This is a genomic window from Mesorhizobium sp. P2_D5 (assembly GCF_056404355.1).
Window position 1 is genome coordinate 983,474 of record NZ_JBFUEE010000001.1, and the last position, 17,134, is coordinate 1,000,607.

At 63.0% G+C, this 17,134-nt stretch carries 17 protein-coding genes; 4 read left to right on the forward strand and 13 right to left on the reverse strand.

The features are described 5' to 3' along the window. Nucleotides 1–22: 22 nt before the first annotated feature. The 11 genes from AC1DYW_RS04695 to AC1DYW_RS04745 all read right to left on the reverse strand — a co-directional run bounded on the left by AC1DYW_RS04695 (nt 23) and on the right by AC1DYW_RS04745 (nt 10,687). On the reverse strand, nt 23–337 hold the full coding sequence (locus AC1DYW_RS04695) for a hypothetical protein (RefSeq protein ID WP_095082641.1): 315 nt from the start codon (nt 335–337) through the stop codon (nt 23–25). A gap of 7 nt (nt 338–344) precedes the next feature. Then, nucleotides 345–707 (reverse strand): nuclear transport factor 2 family protein, encoded by a 363-nt coding sequence (locus tag AC1DYW_RS04700; protein WP_457151681.1) that lies wholly within the window; start codon nt 705–707, stop codon nt 345–347. A gap of 87 nt (nt 708–794) precedes the next feature. Next, nucleotides 795–1,274 (reverse strand): carboxymuconolactone decarboxylase family protein, encoded by a 480-nt coding sequence (locus tag AC1DYW_RS04705; RefSeq protein WP_095082637.1) that lies wholly within the window; start codon nt 1,272–1,274, stop codon nt 795–797. A gap of 107 nt (nt 1,275–1,381) precedes the next feature. Then, nucleotides 1,382–2,935 carry an alpha/beta fold hydrolase gene (locus AC1DYW_RS04710; protein WP_477225268.1) on the reverse strand — a complete coding sequence of 518 codons (1,554 nt, stop codon included), beginning with the start codon at nt 2,933–2,935 and terminating at the stop codon, nt 1,382–1,384. A gap of 109 nt (nt 2,936–3,044) precedes the next feature. Beyond that, a complete protein-coding gene (locus AC1DYW_RS04715) occupies nt 3,045–3,356 on the reverse strand; it encodes a formate dehydrogenase subunit delta (RefSeq protein ID WP_457151683.1) in 312 nt (103 codons plus the stop codon). Continuing rightward, a complete protein-coding gene (gene fdhD, locus AC1DYW_RS04720) occupies nt 3,346–4,176 on the reverse strand; it encodes a formate dehydrogenase accessory sulfurtransferase FdhD (protein WP_457151684.1) in 831 nt (276 codons plus the stop codon). The genes AC1DYW_RS04715 and fdhD overlap by 11 nt, the downstream gene beginning before the upstream one ends. 2 nt (nt 4,177–4,178) lie before the next feature. Beyond that, nucleotides 4,179–7,091, reverse strand: coding sequence for a formate dehydrogenase subunit alpha (gene fdhF, locus AC1DYW_RS04725; RefSeq protein ID WP_477225269.1), 2,913 nt, complete (start codon nt 7,089–7,091; stop codon nt 4,179–4,181). Between the two features lie 10 nt (nt 7,092–7,101). Further along, nucleotides 7,102–8,658 carry a formate dehydrogenase beta subunit gene (locus AC1DYW_RS04730; RefSeq protein ID WP_457151686.1) on the reverse strand — a complete coding sequence of 519 codons (1,557 nt, stop codon included), beginning with the start codon at nt 8,656–8,658 and terminating at the stop codon, nt 7,102–7,104. After that, the gene (locus tag AC1DYW_RS04735) at nt 8,655–9,134 is read right to left on the reverse strand and encodes a formate dehydrogenase subunit gamma (RefSeq protein WP_095082625.1); all 480 of its coding nucleotides are present in this window, start codon (nt 9,132–9,134) and stop codon (nt 8,655–8,657) included. Before AC1DYW_RS04735 ends, AC1DYW_RS04730 begins: the two co-directional genes overlap by 4 nt. Nucleotides 9,135–9,268: 134 nt before the next feature. Next, nucleotides 9,269–10,168 (reverse strand): LysR family transcriptional regulator, encoded by a 900-nt coding sequence (locus tag AC1DYW_RS04740; RefSeq protein WP_095082623.1) that lies wholly within the window; start codon nt 10,166–10,168, stop codon nt 9,269–9,271. 141 nt (nt 10,169–10,309) lie between these two features. Further along, complete coding sequence (locus AC1DYW_RS04745; RefSeq protein WP_095084288.1) at nt 10,310–10,687, reverse strand: VOC family protein; 378 nt, start codon at nt 10,685–10,687, stop codon at nt 10,310–10,312. Nucleotides 10,688–10,903: 216 nt separating this feature from the next. Between AC1DYW_RS04745 and AC1DYW_RS04750 the strand changes: the two genes are divergently transcribed. Then, nucleotides 10,904–12,079 (forward strand): Mrp/NBP35 family ATP-binding protein, encoded by a 1,176-nt coding sequence (locus tag AC1DYW_RS04750; RefSeq protein WP_457151690.1) that lies wholly within the window; start codon nt 10,904–10,906, stop codon nt 12,077–12,079. 238 nt (nt 12,080–12,317) lie between these two features. Here AC1DYW_RS04750 and AC1DYW_RS04755 read toward each other — a convergent pair whose 3' ends face one another. Next, complete coding sequence (locus AC1DYW_RS04755; protein ID WP_184877311.1) at nt 12,318–12,770, reverse strand: SRPBCC family protein; 453 nt, start codon at nt 12,768–12,770, stop codon at nt 12,318–12,320. A 146-nt stretch (nt 12,771–12,916) separates the two neighbouring features. Between AC1DYW_RS04755 and AC1DYW_RS04760 the strand changes: the two genes are divergently transcribed. Then, a complete protein-coding gene (locus AC1DYW_RS04760; protein WP_477225270.1) occupies nt 12,917–14,722 on the forward strand; it encodes an IlvD/Edd family dehydratase in 1,806 nt (601 codons plus the stop codon). Here the strand turns inward: AC1DYW_RS04760 and AC1DYW_RS04765 are convergent. Continuing rightward, nucleotides 14,716–14,910 (reverse strand): hypothetical protein, encoded by a 195-nt coding sequence (locus AC1DYW_RS04765; RefSeq protein WP_457151688.1) that lies wholly within the window; start codon nt 14,908–14,910, stop codon nt 14,716–14,718. The two genes, AC1DYW_RS04760 and AC1DYW_RS04765, sit on opposite strands and share 7 nt — an antisense overlap. Between AC1DYW_RS04765 and AC1DYW_RS04770 the strand changes: the two genes are divergently transcribed. After that, the gene (locus tag AC1DYW_RS04770) at nt 14,909–15,733 is read left to right on the forward strand and encodes a chromate resistance protein ChrB domain-containing protein (RefSeq protein ID WP_457151691.1); all 825 of its coding nucleotides are present in this window, start codon (nt 14,909–14,911) and stop codon (nt 15,731–15,733) included. The two genes, AC1DYW_RS04765 and AC1DYW_RS04770, sit on opposite strands and share 2 nt — an antisense overlap. Next, nucleotides 15,730–17,115: a chromate efflux transporter gene (chrA, locus tag AC1DYW_RS04775; protein WP_477225271.1), complete on the forward strand. Its 1,386-nt coding sequence runs from the start codon at nt 15,730–15,732 to the stop codon at nt 17,113–17,115. Before AC1DYW_RS04770 ends, chrA begins: the two co-directional genes overlap by 4 nt. The last annotated feature ends 19 nt before the right edge of the window (nt 17,116–17,134 follow it).

Genomic DNA, 17,134 nt, shown 5'->3' on the forward strand with positions numbered 1-17,134 from the left:
CCGGGGAGAAGGGCGTCGGCCACTACTCCACGATGCGATAGATATTCCACAGGCTGGTGCCCGATACGACATAGGGCTCCAACTCCTTGCCCCATTTGGCGTGGGCGTCGATCTTGCCGATCTTGGCGAAGAACGCCTCCAACTGGGCCAGGCTTTCGACCTTGTGGTGGGATTCGATCGTCGCCTCCCGCGCGCCGATCGATCCGGTCATGATCTGGAATTCCAGGTCGGCGAGGCCGACCTGCGAGCCGATCTCGCGTTCCCATTTCTTCATCAGTTCGAGCACGGTCTGCTTGTGCCCGAACTTGGCGTCGATCTGCCATCTGGCGCTGAACATGGACGGCTCACTCGTCCCAGGCCTGCACGACGGTCTGCCGTGCGATCCGCCCGTTCTTCATCTCCAGCATGGCTGCCGCGAACACTTTCGTGCCGTCCGGATAGGTGCAGGCCTGGGTGAAGGCAAGGCTGTCGCCATCGGCGATCGTGGTATCGACCTTGTGGGTCATCGCCCGGCTGCAGATGTCGTCCCAGAACGTGCTGATCGCTGCGCGCCCGCGGATTTCGCGCGGCTTGCTCGGTGGGTTGTTACGGTCGATCACCCGCACCAGCGCGTCGTCCGCATAGAAGCTCGACAGCATCTTTCCATCACGGCCTTCGATCGCCTTCTTGATCGCCGCGCCGTCTACGCTCTGTGTCTTGGTCAGCATTTTCTTGTCCTCCATATGCCCGTCTTCGCGATCGGGCGGTCGATGATCATGATGCTGCCGGGCGCTTATCGCCGGGCAGGGATTTCCTCACTGCGACTTGGCCTTGACGGCCGCGAACACGTCGTCGGTCTGCTTCTTGAAGGTCGCGAGATCGACCTGGCTGCCGTTGAGCATCGTCGACCAGTGGCGCACGATCGCGGCCATCGCCACCGCCTCCTTGATCTCCTCGTCGCTGGCGCCGTTGAGCTTGGCCGCCTCGGTATGGAAATAGATGCAGTATTGGCATGGGATCTGCGCGGCGACGGCGAGCCCCAACAGTTCCTTGGTCTTGCCGTCGAGCGCGGTCTTCGGATTGAGCTGCACGCCCTTGATCTCGGCCCAGGCGCCGGCCACGGCCACATCCGGCAAGGTCTTGAACATGTCCGGCACCGAGCCGAGCGTCGCCTGGATGTCCTTGTAGGCGGCTGTCGCAGACGCGTCCTCGGCCTTTGCGGGAGCTATAGCGAACAACGCTCCAACACCTGCCGCAATAACCAGCGATCCGAGTGTCCGGTTTGACTTCAGCATTTGATCCTCCCTTGGCAGGCCTTTCCGGGCGACATCCGCCTGGCCCACATGGAGAATTGATAGCGCCTGCAGGCCACGCGCCGCTTCGCCCGAAAGCGCCATGGCTCCTATTGCCCGTCCGGGCCAGTGTGCCTTGCGGAAAATGCCGCTGCCGCGGCCCGCGACGGCAGGTCCAGCTTGAGCAGTATATTGGCGACGTGGCGCTTGACCGTGTGCTCGCTCAGCCCGAGCTCGGCGGCAATCGCGGCATTGCTCTTGCCATCGGCAATCAGGCTCACAACTTCGCTCTCGCGCGCCGTCAGCGAAGCCGGCTCCGTCGCCCTGGCCTTGGGACGGCAGGCCGGTTCCAGATGCTGTTCGGACATCGCCAGCACGAGCGCCAGCGGCTCGTCCAGTTCATCGATGCTGATACGGCCGGCATCGGCGAAATGGAGCCCTGAGCCGGCCGCCAGCTCCGCGACCAGCCGCGATGCCAGGATGTCGCCGCGCCCGGCATGAGCAGCGAGTTGCATCGTCACGCGAGCTGTCAGCCCTTCCGGCGATCCGCGCAACTCGACCTCGCCGACATGCGCCCCCTGCGCGCTCGCTACGCCGATGTCCTGCGCTGCGTCGCGCAACGCCGCTGCGCATCGCAAGGCGCGCCCCGGTCCGTCGAAACGTGAAATCATCACTTCGCCAGGCGTTTCCACGCAGCGCCCGCCATGGCGTCCGACAAGGGTTCGCCATGTTTCCTGGAAGCGCTGGCTGCGTTCGCTCCACATGCGGTCGCCGAGCCGCGCCGTGTCATGGATGCGTGTCACCAAAAGCGCCGCCAGCACGCGCTCCGCTTCCGCCACGGCGCGCTGGCCGGTCAGGAATTCCTCGATCAGGTCAGCCACCCGATCGACATCGCCGGTCCAGATCGGATGGTCGCGCCCGGGGATTTCCGCCAGCCGCGCATTTGGGATGGTCTTGGCCAGGAAGCGGCTGGCGTCGGGATCGACCCGCACATCGTTGCGGCGATGGATCAGCAGCGTTGGCGCGCGGATTGCCGCGAGCACGCCGCGCACGTCGATCCCGGCGTTCATGCGCGCCAGTGCGCCCGCTGCGGTCGGGCTTGCCGACAACCGCTCGAAGCGCGCCCACCATTGGGTGAAATGCGGGTCGTCGATCCGGCCCGGCGCGAAGCTGGGCAAGGTGGCACCCGTGCCCCATGACGTTTCAGCCGTCTCGATGAAGGCCTCGAGGCGTTCCGGCGGCATCACCCATTTGTGGAAATGCGCATAGCCGCCATAGAGCGCCAGCGCCCGCGTCCTTTCCGGATAGGTGGCGGCGAACAGCATCGCCATTGGCGCGCCTTCCGAGGCGCCAAGCAGTGCGGCCCGGCCGCTGCCGGTCGCGTCCATCACGGCACGCACATCGTCCATGCGCGTTTCGAGGCTGGGCAGGTGGTGCGCGTCGACGCGGTCGGACAGTCCCGTGCCGCGCTTGTCGAACAGGATCAGCCGCGAGAATGCCGAAAGCCGCTTCAGCAGCCGGCTGTAGCCTTCGTCTTCCCAGTGCAGCTCGAGATTGGAAATGAAGCCGGGCACGAAGACGAGATCGAACGATCCCTGCCCGACCACCTGATAGGCGATCCGCACATCGCCGCTACGGGCATATCGGGTCTCGATCGGCCTCAAGAGGTTGCGCCCCGGCCTGACGACTTCTGGTCGTCAAACCATAGCAGAACAGCCTGATCGCGGCAGTTCAAACTTTAGCGATGGAAAATATAGGCGCGGTGCCTCGCCGCTATTTTTGCGAAGCGGCGACGTCGGCCGGGGAGGCCTCGAGCCCGAGTCGGAGGTCGGCCTCGGCCGGCGTGATCGGTCGCCTGATCTTGGCCGAGGCGGCGACCACCAACTCGTTGAAATTCTCGGTGCCGCCGTCCAGCAAATCGAACAGCTGCCGCCGCATCCTCGGCTCCCAGAACTTGTTGATATGCTCGGCGACGCCGGCAATGCCTTCCTCGCGCGGCTTGGAATGGAAAAAATCGGCGATCTGGTTTGCCATGCGCACCAGCTTCTCGCTGGTGCTCATGATGTGTTCTTCGTCATGCGACATGCTTGGCAACTCCGCAAACCACCCGGTCGGGGTGGGTGAAAATATCGAAATCATCGCCGCGAACCAGCGCAACCAGTGTCATCCCGGCGGCCTCCGCGGTGCGGATGGCCAGCGCGGTCGGCGCCGAAACGGCGATGATGATTGCGGCGCCGATAGCCGCCGTCTTCTGCACCATTTCGACCGAAACGCGCGACGTCACCACCACAGCGCCCGTTGAGCCGTCGATGCCGGCTTTCGCCAACGCACCTGCGAGTTTGTCGAGCGCATTGTGGCGGCCGACATCCTCACGCGCCATGACGATGCCCTTGTCCGGCATATAGAAGCCGGCGGCGTGCACGGCTCCGGTCTCCGTGTGCAGCGGCTGCACTTTCGACAAAAGCTTGACCGAGCGGACGATATCGTCGGCATCAAATGTAAGCGTCGACGAACCGACCGCGTCGACCGAACGCATCGCTTCCTCGATCGATTCGATGCCGCACAGGCCACAACCAACCGGACCGGCCAGTCGTCTGCGCCGCGCTTCGAAACGCGTATTAGCGCTGTCCTTCAACCGGATCTGGATATCGATGCCGGCGCCATGATCCTCGACCTCGATGGCTTCGATCTCGTCAGGCTTGGCGATGATGCCTTCGGTCAGCGAGAAGCCAAGCGCGAAATCCTCGAAATCGGCCGGGCTTGCCATCATCACCGCATGGGTGGTGCCGGCAAACGAGAACGCCACCGGCGTCTCTTCCGGCACCATCCGGTTGGCAGCCGTCGTCCCGCTCGCGCGACGCGCCAGCCGCGAGACCTGCGTCGTGGCTTTGCGGCGCTCGCTCAAGACTACTCCGCCGCTTGCAGCGAGGCGATGCGCCGGCTCTGCTTGGCCTGTTCGTCATAGTCGCGCTGCCATTCCGACGGGCCGTTGGAGGCGCCGACCTGCACCGCCGTCACCTTGTATTCCGGGCAGTTGGTCGCCCAGTCGGAGAAGTCGGTGGTGATGACGTTGGCCTGCGTGTCCGGATGATGGAAGGTCGTGTAGACCACGCCGGGCGACACCCGGTCGGTGATCAGCGCGCGCAACGTCGTCTCGCCTGAGCGGCTTGTCAGCAGGACCCAGTCGCCGTCGCGCAGTCCGCGATTCTCCGCATCGTGCGGGTGGATCTCCAGCCGGTCCTCGCTGTGCCACATGATGTTGTCGGTGCGCCTGGTCTGCGCGCCGACATTGTACTGCGACAGGATGCGGCCGGTGGTCAGCAGCAGCGGGAAGCGCGGGCCGGTCCTTTCGTCCGTTGCCACATATTCGGTGCGGATGAACTTGCCCTTGCCGCGCACGAAACCATCGATATGCATGATCGGGGTGCCGAGCGGTGCCTTCTCGTTGCAGGGCCATTGCACGGATCCGACACGGTCGAGCAACTCGAAGGAGACGCCGGCGAAGCTCGGCGTCGTCTGGGCGATCTCGTCCATGATCTCGGAGGGATGCCGGTAGTTCCAATCCAGCCCGATCGCCCGGGCAAGCTCCTGCGTCGCCTCCCAATCGGCGTAGCGCGCCTTCGGCTCCAGAACCTTGCGCACCATGTTGATGCGACGCTCGGCATTGGTGAAGGTGCCGTCCTTCTCGAGGAAGGTCGAGCCCGGCAGGAAGACATGCGCGTAGTTCGCCGTCTCGTTGAGGAAGAGGTCATGCACGACGACACATTCCATGGCAGCCAGACCGGCGGCGACATGCTTGGTGTCGGGATCGGACTGCAGAATGTCTTCGCCCTGGATGTAGATGCCTTTGAAGCTGCCGTCGACGGCGGCGTCCAGCATGTTGGGGATGCGCAGGCCGGGTTCGTCGTCCAGCTTCACGCCCCACAGGCTTTCATAGATGTCGCGCACGGCTTCGCCGGAGATGTGACGGTAGCCCGGCAGTTCGTGCGGGAACGAGCCCATGTCGCAGGAGCCCTGCACATTGTTCTGGCCACGCAGCGGGTTCACGCCGACGCCCGGCCGGCCGATATTGCCGGTGGCCATGGCGAGGTTGGCGATCGCCATCACCGTGGTTGAGCCCTGGCTGTGTTCCGTCACCCCGAGGCCGTAATAGATCGCACCGTTGCCCCCGGTAGCATAGAGACGCGCCGCGCCACGGATTAGCTCCGGATCGACGCCGGACAGTTTGCCAACGGTTTCAGGGCTGTTTTCCGGCAAGGCGACGAACGATGCCCAATCCTGGAACTCCGCCCAGTCGCAACGTTCGCGAATGAAGGCCTCGTTGAAAAGACCCTCGGTGACGATCACATGCGCCAGCGCCGTCAGCACCGCCACATTGGTGCCGGGCTTCAGCGGCAGGTGATAATCCGCTTCAACATGTGTCGACTTGACCATCTCGGTGCGACGGGGATCGAGCACGATCAGCTTGGCGCCCTGACGCAGCCGCTTCTTCAGCCGCGAGGCGAACACCGGGTGGGCCGAAACGGGATTGGCACCGATTATGACGGCAACGTCTGTGTAGTCGACGGAGTCGAAATCCTGCGTGCCGGCCGAGGTGCCATAGGTCTGGCCGAGCCCGTAGCCCGTCGGCGAGTGGCAGACGCGCGCGCAGGTGTCGACATTGTTGTTGCGGAAGCCCTGCCGCACCATCTTCTGGACGAGGTAGGTTTCCTCGTTGGTGCAGCGCGACGAGGTGATGCCGCCAATCGCGGTGCGGCCGTACTGATACTGGATACGGCGGAATTCTTTGGCCGTGTGGGAAATAGCCTCTTCCCAGGTCACCTCGCGCCAGGGGTCGGTGATCTTTTCGCGGATCATCGGCGACAAGATGCGGTCCTTGTGGGTGGCGTAGCCATAAGCGAACCGGCCCTTCACACAGGAATGACCGTGGTTCGCCTTGCCCTCCTTGTAGGGCATCATGCGGATGACCTCGTCATCCTTCACTTCGGCCTTGAACGAGCAGCCAACGCCGCAATAGGCGCAGGTGGTGACGGCCGAGCGCTCCGGCAGGCCTTTGGCAAGGACTGTTTTTTCGCGCAGCGCATCGGTCGGACAGGCCTGCACGCAGGCGCCGCAGGACACGCATTCCGAATCGATGAACGCCTCGTGCATTCCCGCCGAAACCCTCGATTCGAAACCACGTCCTTCGATGGTCAGCGCGAAGGTGCCCTGCACCTCTTCGCAGGCCCTCACGCAGCGCGAGCAGACGATGCATTGCGTGGGATCATAGGTGAAATAGGGGTTGGATTCGTCGCGTGCGATGTAATCGACCGTCAGCGAGCCATGGCCGGGTGCCACGCCGTTTTCCTGCTTGACGTGGTTGCGGCCCTCGATGCCGTAGCGGTTCTCGGTCAAGCCGATCGACTTCGCCACCATGTCGAACTCGCTGGCTCCGGTTCCGGCCGTCTCGTTCCAGCCGGTCGGATGGTCGGAGACGTAAAGCTCCATGACGCCGCGGCGAATGGCGTCAAGCCGCCCGGACTGCGTATGCACCACCATGCCTTCGCCGACAGGTGTCGTGCAGGACGCTGGCGTGCCGCCGCGCCCTTCGATCTCGACGAGGCAGACACGACATGAACCGAAAGAGTCCAGCATGTCGGTGGCGCAAAGCTTCGGGATCTCGACCCCGCCTTCCATCGCGGCACGCATGATCGAGGTGCCTTCCGGAACGGTGATGCTGCGGCCGTCGACGCTCAGCGTGACCTGCTTCTGCGCCTTCGATTGCGGGGTTCCGTAGTCGATCTCTTCGACGAGTGATGGGAAGTCGGCCTTGATGTTCATCTGCCAGCTCCTATTCAGCAGCCACGCGCACGGGCGCCGGCTTGAAGTCGTCGGGGAAATGCGTGATCGAGCTCATGACCGGGTAAGGCGTGAAGCCGCCCAGCGCACAGAGCGAGCCGAACTTCATCGTGTTGCAGAGGTCGGTGACCAGAGCGAGGTTCTTCTCCGGCTCGATGCCCGCGGCGAGCTTGTCGATGGTCTCGACACCGCGCGTCGAGCCGATGCGGCAGGGAGTGCACTTGCCGCAACTTTCGATGGCGCAGAACTCCATGGCGAAGCGTGCCTGTTTCAGCATGTCGGCAGTGTCGTCGAACACCACGATGCCGGCATGGCCGATCAGCCCGTCCTTGGCCGCGAAGGCTTCATAATCGAACGGCGTGTCGAACAGCGCGCGCGGGAAATAGGCGCCGAGCGGTCCGCCGACCTGCACCGCCTTGACCGGGCGTCCCGTCGTCGTGCCGCCGCCGATGTCGTCGACGATCTCGCCCAGCGTCATGCCGAAGGCCGCTTCGAACAGGCCGCCATACCTGATGTTGCCGGCGATCTGGATCGGGATCGTGCCGCGAGAGCGGCCCATGCCGAAATCCTTGTAGAAGGCCGCACCCTTGTCCATGATGACGGGCACCGAGGCCAGCGAGATAACGTTGTTGATCACCGTCGGCTTGCCGAACAGCCCCTTATGCGCCGGCAGCGGCGGCTTTGCGCGGACCATGCCGCGCTTGCCTTCGAGTGAGTCAAGCAGCGCCGTCTCCTCGCCGCAGACATAGGCGCCTGCGCCGACCCTGATCTCCATGTCGAACGCATAGGGCGAACCCAGCACATTGGCACCAAGCACGCCGGCCTTGCGGGCAACCTCGACGGCTTTGTTCATCATCGCCACCGCATGCGGATATTCCGAGCGGACATAGACAAAGCCTTTGGTCGCACCCGTGGCGATTCCGGCGATCGTCATGCCTTCGATCAGCACGAAGGGGTCACCCTCCATGATCATGCGGTCCGCGAAGGTACCGGAGTCGCCTTCGTCGGCGTTGCAGACGATGTATTTACGGTCGCCCACGGTATCGAGCACCGTCTTCCACTTGATGCCGGTCGGGAAGCCCGCGCCGCCGCGCCCGCGCAGTCCGGATTCGGTGACTTGGGCGACAATGGCGGCGGGCGTCAATGCCAACGCGTTCGTCAGCCCATTCAAGCCGCCATGCTTCTTGTAGGATTCGAGCGACAGCGGATCGATGACGCCGCAACGCGCGAAGGTCAGCCGCGTCTGCTTGGCCAGGAAGGGGATTTTGTCCGGCGCGCCCAGCCAGCGCTTGTGAGGGCCGCCGGTGAGGAAGCCGCTGTCGAACAGGCTTTTGACGTCGGATGGCTTGACCGGGCCATAGGCGACGCGGCCGTTGGCGGTCGCAACTTCGACCATCGGTTCGAGGAAATAAGCGCCGCGCGAGCCGTTGCGCACGATCTTGGCTTCGATGCCGCGCTCCGCCAGTTCACTTGCGATCGCCTTGGCGACCTTTTCGGCGCCCAGCGCCAGTGCACCGGAATCGGCGGGAATGTAGATACGCGGGATCATGAGCGCACCTCGGCAACGATCTCGTCGAGCTTTTCGTCATCGAGCCGCCCGATCACTTCGCCATCGAGCATGGCGGCGGGCGAACAGGCGCACAGGCCGAGACAATAGACCGGCTCCAGCGTCACCGAACCGTCGCGGGTCGTCTCGTGGAAGCCTATGCCCAGCAACTGCTTCAGTTTGGCGGCGATGGCGTCGGAACCCATCGACTGGCAGGATTCTGCTTGGCAGACCTTCAGCACATGCCGGCCGGCCGGATGGCTGCGGTAATCGTGATAGAAGGTGACAACGCCGTGCACCTCGGCCCTGGAGATGTTCAGCGCCTCGGCGATGACTGGCAGCGCATCCTGCGGCACATGGCCGAACTCTTCCTGGATGCCGTGCAGGATCGGCAGCAGCGGGCCTTCGAGGCCTTTCAGTTCCTGGATGATCGCGGTCGTGCGCGATGTGATCTCGGTACTTGCAGGCTGCATTGGCATGCAGCGCCCTCCCTGGTCGATAGCTTTTATCGCTAAGTCTTTACAAAATCAGAGGAAACCCTCGGAATCAATAAAGCTGTTTCGTTGCTCGATAGAAATTTTCTATCGAGCTTGGTCAGCCGCTATTATCTAGCCTAGCGGCGGGCGTGGAAATCGTCCGCCAGCGCCATCGCCTCGTCCAGCAGCGCCGAGACCAGTGGCGTGTGCGGCTCGCGCGGCGCAGCCACCAGGCCGACCGTGTGGCTGGCGTCCGGCTCGACGATCGGAATGGCCCGGATCGGTTCGGAAAAGCCGAATGTTTCCGCCAGGTTGAGCGGCATGATCGATGACCATTTGCCGGTGCGGATATGCGAAAACAGCACGATCATCGAATTGGATTCGAGTGTCGGCCGCACCTGCACCCCGGCCTCGGCCAGGTGCTGGTCGATGATGCGGCGGTTCTGCATGTCCGGCGTCAGCAGGCAGAGCGGCAGGCTGCTAAGCTCTGCCCATGTCACTTTGTCGCGGTCGGAATAGGGATTCCCCACCGCGGTGATCAGTTGATAGCGCTCGTCATAGAGCGGCACGCTGGTGACGCGCCCCAGCGGCTCGTTGTCGAGATAGGTGATGCCGGCATCGATGTCGAAATTGCCGAGCAGCGACAACACTTCGATGGAGGTCCGCGACAGCACCGAAAAGGTCACGCCGGGATGTTTTGCCCGAAAGGGGGTCGTCAGCCGCGCCACCATGGCCAGGGCGGTCGGAATTGCGGCAATGCGGATGCGACCAGACAGGCCGTGGCGCGCCGCCCGCATCTCTTCTCTCATGGTGCGGGTGTCGCCGACGATGCGACGCGCCCAGACCAATACTTGCTTGCCTTCGGGCGTCAGCCCCTGGAAGCGCGAGCCGCGCAGCACCAGCATCACGCCGAGCTGGCCCTCGAGCTGCTTGATGCCGGCCGACAGCGTCGGCTGGGTAACCCCGCACACTTCCGCCGCCCGGCCGAAATGCTCTTCCCTGGCCAGTGCGATGAAGAATTCCAGCTTGTCGATCATGGACGGAAGCTAGAGCATTTTGGCGTCCGCATAAATGCAACAGAACAAAAGCTTAGAACAAACCGCCGGCTCCAGGAAAACCGGCCAGGAGTGCCTGTTCCGGATCATGCGCCCGCCGCCTCTTCGAAAATGCGCAATAGCCTATTTGTCGACAAGGTTCAGGATGTTGCCGTCGGGATCCTTGAACCATGCCACCTTCATGCCGTAGCCGACATGCACGTCGCCCTCCAGCGTCAGGCCGGGCATCTCATAGTGCTCGAATGCGACACCCTTCGACCTCAACGACTTGACGATGGTCCCGATCTCGTCGCCGACTGTCCAGGTCACCGCCGTCGCCTTGTTGGTACCTGCGAATTGCGAATGATAGACATTGATCAGCGTGTCGCCGCTTTTGTAGACGATCAGTTCGCCACCCATATCATCCACCTGCTTGAGGCCCAGCGTCCCTTCGTAAAAGGCCTTTGCCCTGGCCAGGTCTTTCACCGCCACATTGGCCGTTGCGTTGCTGTTTGCGAGCATGATCGTCTCCTTCCCTGATTGCTCAACTCGATTGATTGCTCATGTCGATCCTTGAAATAGATCAGAGGGGCCGTTTGGCGATCGCCGGTTCGCAAAATGCCGGCTGCTCCGACACCGCCCGTCGTTTTTGCGGGCACACCAAGGCAGCTATTGCTCCACGGCTTGGTTCTGTCCGGAAACTGCACTATCTCAGGCCAAAGCTTGCATAAGGAAGAACTGATGTCCGTCACCAAGGAAATCGTCACCGAGCGCCTGAAGACGGTCAATGGCCCGGATTTCACCGGCAACATCGTTGACCTTGGCATGGTTTCCGAGATTTTCATCGCCGATTCCAAGGTCTTCTTCTCGATCACCGTTCCCGCCGCTCGCGCCCAGGAGATGGAACCGCTGCGGGCTGCTGCCGAGCGCGTCGTCAAGGCTATTCCCGGCGTTGCCGGTGCCGTCGTTGCACTGACGGCGGAAAAGAAAGGCGGCGGCATGGAAGCGCCGGTTCCATCGCGCCCCGCACCCAGGCCAGCGCCGCCGGCTGCCACCGCGCCGCGTGCCGCTTCGCACGCTCCGGCTTCGCACAGCCAGGGCAGGCGTGGCGTGCCAGGCATAGAAGCGATCATCGCCGTCGCTTCCGGCAAGGGTGGTGTCGGCAAGTCGACCACGGCCGTCAACATCGCTCTTGGCCTCGCCGCCAATGGTTTGCGCGTCGGCGTGCTCGACGCCGACATCTATGGCCCGTCTATGCCGCGACTGCTCAACATCCACGGCCGGCCGCAGACCGTCGACGGCAAGATCCTGAAACCGATGGAGAATTATGGGCTTAAAGTGATGTCGATGGGCTTCCTCGTCGATGAGGAGACACCGATGATCTGGCGCGGTCCAATGGTGATGTCGGCGCTGACGCAGATGCTGCGCGAGGTCGAATGGGGCCGGCTCGACGTGCTCGTCGTCGACATGCCGCCCGGCACCGGCGACGCACAACTGACCATGGCCCAGCAAGTCCCATTGGCCGGCGCCGTCATCGTCTCGACGCCGCAGGATCTGGCGCTGATCGATGCACGCAAGGGCCTCAACATGTTCAAGAAGGTCGACGTGCCGCTGCTCGGCATCGTCGAGAACATGAGCTATTTCATCGCTCCCGATACCGGCAAACGCTACGACATCTTCGGCCATGGCGGCGCGCGCCGCGAAGCCGAGCGTCTGGGCGTCACCTTCCTTGGCGAGGTGCCGCTCGAGATGGGCATTCGCGAAAGCTCGGATGCTGGCACGCCGGTGGTTGTCTCGAAGCCCGACGGCGCCGAAGCAAAGATCTACCGGGATATCGCTTCGAAGGTTTGGGACCGGATCAATGAAGAGCGTGGTGCGGCCGCGGATGCGGTGCCGAACATCGTGTTCGAGTAGTTTTTCGTTCGGTAGGCGCCGCCCCTCATTGTCCTGCCGGACATTTCTCCCCGTATCGTGACGGGGAGAAAGACACCGTCCTTGATGATTTCTCCAATCACCAGCGTGGGAGGAAGGGTGCCGACGTTGCGGCCAGTTCCCTTCTCCCCGTCACTATACGGGGAGAAGGTGCCGGCAGGCGGAGGAGGGGTAGCGCTGGCCTCAGAGAAGCTAGGCGTCGTTCGAGCGAGGACGTAACCTAAGCCGCGCCAACCTTCTCGCCGAAGCTGGAAAAAAACTGTCCGGCCAGTTTCTTCGAGGTCGATTCGATCAGCCGGCTGCCGAGCTGCGCGATCTTGCCGCCGACATCGGCCTTGGCCGCGTATTTCAAGACCGTGGTATCCGGTCCATCTTCGGTCAGCGTCACGTCGGCGCCGCCCTTGGCGAAGCCGGCGATGCCGCCCTTGCCTTCGCCCTGGATGGTGTAGGAATGCGGCGGCTTGAGATTCTTGAGCGTCACCTCGCCGTTGAACGTCGCCTTGATCGGCCCGATCTTCACCACCACGGTCGCCGCCATCTCGGTCGGCGACTTCATCTCCAGGCTCTGGCAGCCAGGAATCGTAGCCTTCAAGACCTCGGGATCGTTCAGCGCTTCCCACACTTTTTGCAAGGGCGCGGCAATGCGCTCCTCGCCTTCGATCACCAAAGCCATGAAAACCTCCCTGACACGATTGATCGAAGCCGTAACGCACGGCTGCATGCATGTCTATCGCACCAAAGTCCGGATGCGACCCTGCGCCCTCTTGCCTGCTCCCGCGCGTTGCCATATCGATTTGTCTTACAAATACGGAGACCACGATGGCAGGCGCCCCCACCAGGAAGAAAAAATTTCGCTCGCAGGAGTGGTTCGACAATCCCGATAATCCGGGCATGACGGCGCTCTACCTGGAGCGCTACCTCAACTACGGCCTGACGCGGGCCGAACTGATGTCCGGCAAACCGCTGATCGGCATCGCCCAGACCGGTTCGGATCTCTCGCCCTGCAACCGGCATCACATCGAGCTGGCCAAGCGCGTGCGCGAAGGCATCGTCTCGATGGGCGGCATTCCGTTCGAATTCCCGTGCCATCCGATCCAGGAGACCGGCAAGCGCCCGACCGCCGCTCTTGACCGCAACCTTGCCTATCTCGGCCTGGTCGAAGTGCTATACGGCTATCCGCTCGATGGCGTCGTGCTCACCATCGGCTGCGACAAGACAACGCCGGCCCTGCTGATGGCGGCGGCCACCGTCAACATCCCGGCGATCGCGCTGTCGGTCGGCCCGATGCTCAATGGCTGGCACAAGGGCAAGCGCACCGGCTCCGGCACCATCGTCTGGGAATCGCGCCAGCGCCTGTCGGCCGGCGAGATCGACTATGACGAGTTCATGGACATCGTCGCCTCTTCGGCGCCGTCCACCGGCTACTGCAACACCATGGGCACCGCCACGACGATGAACTCGCTGGCGGAGGCGCTTGGCATGCAATTGCCGGGCTCGGCCGCCATCCCCGCACCTTACCGCGAGCGCGGCCAGATCGCCTACGAGACCGGCAAACGTATCGTCGACATGGTGCATGAAGACCTCAAGCCGTCCGACATCATGACGAGAGAGGCTTTCGAGAACGCCATTGTCGTCAATTCGGCAATTGGCGGCTCGACCAACGCTCCTATCCATCTCAACGCCATCGCCCGCCATCTCGGCGTCAAGCTCGACAATGACGACTGGCAGACGGTCGGCCTCAATGTGCCGCTGCTGGTCAATTTGCAGCCGACGGGCGAATATCTGGGCGAGGACTACCATCATGCCGGCGGCGTGCCGGCGGTCATCGCCGAACTGATGAAGGGCGGGCTGTTGCCGCATCCGGGTGCTCGCACGGTCAACGGCAAGTCGATCGGTGAGAATAGCGAGGGTGTCGCCAACGAGAACACTGACGTCATCCGCTCCGTTGCCGCGCCGCTGAAGGCCAATGCCGGTTTCATCAACCTCAAGGGCAATCTGTTCGATTCCGCGATCATGAAGACCAGCGGCATCTCGCCCGAATTCCGCGAGCGCTATCTCTCCAATCCGAAGGATCCCGAGGCTTTCGAAGGCAACGCCATGGTCTTCGACGGGCCCGAGGACTACCACGCCCGAATCGACGATCCGGCGCAAGGCATCGATGAACACACGATCCTGTTCATGCGTGGCGCCGGCCCGATCGGCTATCCCGGCGGCGCCGAGGTCGTCAACATGCAGCCGCCGGCCTATCTGATCAAGAAGGGCATCCATGCGCTCGCCTGCATCGGCGACGGCCGCCAGTCCGGCACGTCGGGTTCGCCGTCGATCCTCAACGCCTCGCCGGAAGCCGCCATCGGCGGTGGGCTGGCGCTGCTCAAGACGGGCGACCGTGTCCGCATCGACCTGCGCAAGGGCACGGCCGACATCCTCGTCACCGACGCCGAGATCACCCGGCGGCGCGCCGAACTTCAGAACAATGGCGGCTATGACTATCCCAAGCACCAGACACCTTGGCAGGAGATCCAGCGCGGCATGGTCGCGCAGTTTTCAGAGGGAATGGTGCTGGAGCCGGCGGTGAAATACCAGGATGTCGCGCACACCAGGGGCGTCCCCAGGGATAATCACTGAGCGAGCATCTGTTCGTAGATGCTTACATAAACGACAAACGGCGGCTTGATCCGGATCAGGCCGCCGCCATCCTTGACAAGCCCGCGCGATGCATCCACCATCATGGCAAGGGGTGTATCGCGACGACCCCGTGAGGCGTCAGCCCAACGTTCGCGTCCAAGCTTCTTTTTCCAGGAGGTGGACGCCATGCCGTCAACAACCGCTATCACCGTATCGCAGTTATCCCGTCTGATCGGTCTGCCAGGGGCGCCTGTCATCATCGATGTCCGTATCGATGAAGACTTCGACGCCGATCCACGCCTTCTGCCGGCCTCAAGCCGGCGCGATTTCAAGACTGTTTCGACCTGGGCCGCCGAATTCGCCGGCAAGCCAGTGGCGGTCGTTTGTCAGAAAGGGTTGAAACTCTCGCAAGGTGTCGCCGCATGGCTGCGCCATGAGGGCATTTCCGCCGAAAGCCTCGACGGTGGGTTCGAAGCCTGGCGCGATGCAAGGGGACTTCTGGTTCGCACTGACACCTTGCCTTCGCGCGACGAAAAGGGCCGCACCGTGTGGGTGACACGAGCCCGCCCGAAGGTGGATCGCATCGCTTGCCCCTGGCTGATCCGGCGTTTCGTCGATCCCCATGCGATCTTTCTGTTTGTCGAGCCGGCCGAAGTTCTTGCCGTGGCCGATCGCTTCCAGGCAGTGCCTTTCGACATCGACAATGTGTTCTGGAGCCATCGCGGCGAACGCTGCACCTTCGACACGATGATTGAGGAGTTCGGGCTGGAATCCGAGGCGCTCGATCGCCTTGCCCTGATCGTGCGCGCGGCCGACACCGCAAGCCTCGATCTTGTTCCTCAGGCTGCCGGCTTCCTGGCGGCTTCGCTTGGCCTATCACGTATGTTTCGCGACGACCTGGAACAACTGGAAGCGGGCATGCTGCTCTACGATGCGTTCTTTCGTTGGTGTCGTGACGCCACTGAAGAAACGCACAACTGGCCCAGTACAGGCGCGGGCAAACCGTCATGAGCGCGCTTGAGTCGCATGACACGATGGTCCAGGGCCCAGCTGCGCCGACGTTCGCCGAAGCCATAAAACTCTGGGCAAAAATCGGACTGCTCAGCTTCGGTGGGCCGGCCGGGCAGATCGCATTGATGCATAAGGAACTGGTCGAGGAGCGGCGCTGGATCGGCGAGCAGCGTTTCCTGCATGCGCTGAACTATTGCATGCTGCTGCCTGGCCCCGAAGCCCAGCAACTCGCCATCTATGTCGGTTGGCTGCTGCACAGGACGATCGGCGGCCTTGTCGCCGGCATCCTGTTCGTGGTGCCGGGCGCGCTCGTAATGCTCGTCCTGAGCAGCCTCTACGTGCTCTATGGCGACGTGCCGCTCGTCGAGGCGCTGTTTTTCGGGGTGAAGGCGGCGGTGCTTGCCATTGTCATCGAGGCGGTGATCCGGATCGGACGGCGTGCCCTGAAGAACAGGGTCATGGTGTCGATCGCCGTCTCGGCTTTCATCGCCATCTATGCGTTGAATGTACCGTTCCCGCTCATCGTCCTGCTCGCGGGCCTAACGGGATGGCTGGGAAACCGCATTGCTCCGGCGCTGTTTTCCGGCTCGGCACATGGCAAGGACGGTATTGCCGATAGCAAGGGAGCGGTCGACCTGATGTTCGAGCGCGGCGAACTGGCCCACATCAGGCCGACGAAATGGCATGCGCCGCGCACGATTGCGATCTGGCTGCCGATCTGGTTCGGGCCTGTTCTGCTGATCTGGTGGGTTACCGGCTCTGCAAGCGTCTGGACCGAGATCGGCCGGTTCTTCAGTCTCATGGCTGTCGTCACCTTCGGCGGTGCCTACGCGGTGCTCGCTTATGTCGCCCAGGCAGCCGTCCAGTCCTTCGGCTGGCTCGCTCCCGGTGAAATGGTCGACGGTTTGGGCCTTGCCGAAACGACGCCGGGTCCGCTCATCCTGGTGTTGCAGTTCGTTGGCTTCATCGCCGCGTTCCGCCATCCCGGCTCGCTGGACCCGTTGCTTGCCGGATCGCTGGGGGCGTTGCTGACCCTGTGGGTTACGTTCACGCCCTGCTTCTTCTGGATATTCCTCGGTGCGCCCTATATCGAGGCCCTGCGCGGCAACAAGGCCTTATCGGCGGCACTTGGCGCGATCACCGCCGCTGTTGTCGGGGTGATCATGAATCTGGCTCTGTGGTTCGCCCTGCACGTCATTTTCCATGAGGTACACGCGCTGGGCCTCGGCATGAATGTGCCGGTATTTTCGTCGATCGACTGGCGCGCGGCGCTGCTTTCCTTTGCCGCCATGATCGCTATCCTGAAGTTTAGAATCGGCATGCTGCCGACGCTTGCCGGATCAGCCCTGGCCGGTGTCTTGCTGCTGGCGGCAAGTGGCTGACATGCACAACGGCAAAGGC

What these genes read in the sequence shown, in the direction of transcription:
- AC1DYW_RS04695 (WP_095082641.1), bottom strand. Translation starts at nt 337, where the DNA reads ATGTTCAGCGCCAGATGGCAGATCGACGCCAAGTTCGGGCACAAGCAG.
- AC1DYW_RS04700 (WP_457151681.1), bottom strand. Translation starts at nt 707, where the DNA reads ATGCTGACCAAGACACAGAGCGTAGACGGCGCGGCGATCAAGAAGGCG.
- AC1DYW_RS04705 (WP_095082637.1), bottom strand. Translation starts at nt 1,274, where the DNA reads ATGCTGAAGTCAAACCGGACACTCGGATCGCTGGTTATTGCGGCAGGT.
- AC1DYW_RS04715 (WP_457151683.1), bottom strand. Translation starts at nt 3,356, where the DNA reads ATGTCGCATGACGAAGAACACATCATGAGCACCAGCGAGAAGCTGGTG.
- fdhF (WP_477225269.1), bottom strand. Translation starts at nt 7,091, where the DNA reads ATGAACATCAAGGCCGACTTCCCATCACTCGTCGAAGAGATCGACTAC.
- AC1DYW_RS04730 (WP_457151686.1), bottom strand. Translation starts at nt 8,658, where the DNA reads ATGATCCCGCGTATCTACATTCCCGCCGATTCCGGTGCACTGGCGCTG.
- AC1DYW_RS04735 (WP_095082625.1), bottom strand. Translation starts at nt 9,134, where the DNA reads ATGCCAATGCAGCCTGCAAGTACCGAGATCACATCGCGCACGACCGCG.
- AC1DYW_RS04740 (WP_095082623.1), bottom strand. Translation starts at nt 10,168, where the DNA reads ATGATCGACAAGCTGGAATTCTTCATCGCACTGGCCAGGGAAGAGCAT.
- AC1DYW_RS04745 (WP_095084288.1), bottom strand. Translation starts at nt 10,687, where the DNA reads ATGCTCGCAAACAGCAACGCAACGGCCAATGTGGCGGTGAAAGACCTG.
- AC1DYW_RS04755 (WP_184877311.1), bottom strand. Translation starts at nt 12,770, where the DNA reads ATGGCTTTGGTGATCGAAGGCGAGGAGCGCATTGCCGCGCCCTTGCAA.
- AC1DYW_RS04760 (WP_477225270.1), top strand. Translation starts at nt 12,917, where the DNA reads ATGGCAGGCGCCCCCACCAGGAAGAAAAAATTTCGCTCGCAGGAGTGG.
- AC1DYW_RS04770 (WP_457151691.1), top strand. Translation starts at nt 14,909, where the DNA reads ATGCCGTCAACAACCGCTATCACCGTATCGCAGTTATCCCGTCTGATC.
- AC1DYW_RS04765 (WP_457151688.1), bottom strand. Translation starts at nt 14,910, where the DNA reads ATGGCGTCCACCTCCTGGAAAAAGAAGCTTGGACGCGAACGTTGGGCT.
- chrA (WP_477225271.1), top strand. Translation starts at nt 15,730, where the DNA reads ATGAGCGCGCTTGAGTCGCATGACACGATGGTCCAGGGCCCAGCTGCG.